Origin of the sequence: Streptomyces sp. NPDC002896 (assembly GCF_040295225.1) — a bacterium.
Classification (GTDB): domain Bacteria; phylum Actinomycetota; class Actinomycetes; order Streptomycetales; family Streptomycetaceae; genus Streptomyces.
Genome location: NZ_JBEOVA010000093.1, coordinates 1 through 2,493 on the forward strand (window position 1 = coordinate 1; position 2,493 = coordinate 2,493).

3 protein-coding genes and 1 pseudogene are annotated in these 2,493 nt (G+C 65.4%); 2 read left to right on the top strand and 2 right to left on the bottom strand.

The genetic code is table 11. The annotated features are described in order from the left end of the window. Positions 1 to 304: 304 nt before the first annotated feature. A pseudogene (locus ABT009_RS47280) lies at positions 305 to 516 on the top strand (aggregation-promoting factor C-terminal-like domain-containing protein); the annotation flags it as partial. 76 nt (positions 517 to 592) lie between these two features. On the opposite strand, the gene ABT009_RS47285 reads toward ABT009_RS47280, so the two are convergent. Both ABT009_RS47285 and ABT009_RS47290 read right to left on the bottom strand, forming a co-directional pair. Continuing rightward, entirely contained in the window at positions 593 to 1,582 is a 990-nt protein-coding gene (locus tag ABT009_RS47285; protein ID WP_351309637.1) for a BtrH N-terminal domain-containing protein, read from the bottom strand. After that, the gene (locus tag ABT009_RS47290; protein WP_351309640.1) at positions 1,579 to 2,160 is read right to left on the bottom strand and encodes a GyrI-like domain-containing protein; all 582 of its coding nucleotides are present in this window, start codon (positions 2,158 to 2,160) and stop codon (positions 1,579 to 1,581) included. The genes ABT009_RS47285 and ABT009_RS47290 overlap by 4 nt, the downstream gene beginning before the upstream one ends. 169 nt (positions 2,161 to 2,329) lie before the next feature. On the opposite strand from ABT009_RS47290, the gene ABT009_RS47295 reads away from it, so the two are divergent. Next, on the top strand, positions 2,330 to 2,493 hold a 164-nt coding region (locus ABT009_RS47295; protein WP_351309643.1), incomplete at its 3' end, for a LacI family DNA-binding transcriptional regulator.

Genomic DNA, 2,493 nt, shown 5'->3' on the forward strand with positions numbered 1-2,493 from the left:
GGCCCTGCCCTCATGCACATCCCGACCGAAGATCACCCCACCGAGTCGGCACACTCGAACCGATGCTCACCTCGATCGATAGAGCAACGGCTTCTAAGGCGCCACGCCTCCGTTCGGCGGGTATGGTCCGGCCCGGCCCGAGCAGTCCAGGCCGCCCAAGCGGAAGGCGACCGCCGCGCGCCCGTAGCAGCGGCCATTGCGCACACCGTCCGCGAAGCGACGCGCAGCTGTGGCCCCGACGGTGGCCGGCACCCGCTCCCGGCTCTCCGGCACGCAGTACCAGTGCCTGGACAAGCTCCTTCACCGGGAAAGCGGCTGGAATGATCGGGCAACGAATCCCAGCTCCGGTGCCTACGGCCTGTTCCAGGCACTGCCCGGCTCGAAGATGAAGTCCGCTGGCTCGGACTGGCGCACCAACCCCCTCACTCAAATGAAGTGGGGGCTTTCTTGTATCAAGCAGCGGTACGGAACTCCATGCGGCGCTTGGTATTTCTGGACTCGAAAGGGTGGTATTAGCATCGATCTTGCATGAGGGTCCGTCATTGTCGACAAGGTTCTTTGAAGACTGTCGGGTTGGATCGCGTCGTATGCCTCACGCCTCCAGGCAGCTCAGCGCCTGCATGGCCTCGCGCTCGATGCGTGAAAGATCGCAGAGGACCGTGCCGGCCTGTTGGAGGCACTGTTCCTCGCCTGATTCACCAGCCTTCTTGATCAATGCTGCCACTTCCGTCCACAGGGTGGCTGCCTCGGTGTACAGCGTGTGGCCGGTGCGCAGGTGGCTGCTGTCGAGCAGTTCGGTGCATTCGGCGAGGAAGTCGCGGTAGAGGTTGCGGAACAGGGCGCCGCCGGTGCCGGCCTTCTCCATCAGAAGGGCGGCCTGCGGCAGGTCCCGCTGTGGGTTGTCGGTGCGCTGAAGCCATGTGCGTACCAGCTTGCCGGCCTTCTCGATGCCTCGGTGGCCCAGGTTGGCGATGGGCGGGTTAAGGAAAGCGTCGGCGCAGGCGGTGATGGCGGGAATGATCTGGCCCTGTGGGGAGGGCGGGTTTCTTGGAGTGGTGAGGGTGAAGGAGCGGTGCTTGGCGCTCATCGGGCCGCGTGCGGCTCTGGCCTGGGCGAGGCTGGTCAGGCTGGTGGATACCGCTCCACCTTGCTGGTCGGTGTCCACCACGTAGGCGTCGTGGTCGTCGTAGCCGTACATGGCGACGACATGGCCGCCGAAGTGGACCTTCGCCCCGAAGTAGTCCAAGTAGTAGCTGTCGAGCTGCAGTCCGACCGGGCAGCCGGCGTCGATGAGGGCCGTCACGTTCTCCCATGCCCTGCGGGGCGAGCTGGTCTCCTTGACCAGTAGTTCCAAGCTGAGTCTGGCGGCCAGATTTCTGGTGAGGTCGAAAGGCTTGACCCGCCCTCCGAGGAAGGGGAAGCCCATGTTTTTGCTGTCCCAGTAGATGAAGGACAGGCCGGAGCCGAGACCGAAGAGCATAGGCTCGGGCAGATCGAGTCCTTTGTGCCGCAGCAGTACTCCCAGCACTGTGGTCTCGCAGTGCTGCGTACCGCGAGCATCGATGTCTTTTACTTTGGTCATGCCGCGCTCTCCTCGACAGGGATGATCACCCGGGTCCCCAGTTCTTCTTGCGGGGCCTCTGCCGGCCCGACGAGATATGCCTCATGTAGGGGCGCCTGCGGGCGCAGCCCACGCTCGTGGATGGCAGCAAAGAGAGCGTTGCAGGCCAGGGGCAGCTGGGCGTAGGGCCCGATATGCGCAGTCTCGGCCACGGGTCCGCCGGGCAGCACCTCAAACTGCAGGCCGGACATGCCTTCCGCCTGCGGCGTCTGCGCTCCGATGGCGATCTCCATTCGCTCGTCCAGATCCAGTGGGTAAAGCGCCCACAGCGGCGGCTGCCATGCGATTCCCGCCTTGCTGAGCACGGGCAGCAGCCGACCTACGCACTCCCCGACCTTCTCCCCGATCTCCGCAGGGGTGCAGGTCGCTCGCATGACGGCCAGCCGTCGCTCCGGTTTCCTGCCCATCGTCACCTCGTAGCCGGGCAGGCCGCCCTCCGCCAGCCGCTCCAGCATCTCCAGCCGTGCCTGGTCCCTGCTGATCCGCTCGGCCAGCCGGTCGCTGAACCGCTCGGGTCTGATGGAGGCATCTTGGCGCATGGGCGGTCGGGGATCCGTGCATGGAGGGGAGTACTGCCTGGCGCGCAACACGCATGAGGGCGTTCGCTGTGGGAAAGCCTGTTGGCTGAGATTCCGCGCAGAAACGTCCCTGTCGGTAGACGCATATACCGCACTTCCCCAACTGAGGGGGTTCTACAATCGGTTGGTTATGAGACGAGAGGTGAAGCAGCTGAGCGGGGCCGACACCTCACGCAGAGGCAGCCGGACGGGCCGGGCGGGCATCAGGGATGTCGCCGCCGCCGCCGGTGTCTCCATCACGACCGTCTCCGATGCGCTGAACGGCAAGGGCCGGCTACCGGACGCCACACGGCG

Excerpts from the sequence above, each read along its gene's own strand:
- ABT009_RS47285 (WP_351309637.1), bottom strand. The coding sequence starts at position 1,582 with ATGACCAAAGTAAAAGACATCGATGCTCGCGGTACGCAGCACTGCGAG.
- ABT009_RS47290 (WP_351309640.1), bottom strand. The coding sequence starts at position 2,160 with ATGCGCCAAGATGCCTCCATCAGACCCGAGCGGTTCAGCGACCGGCTG.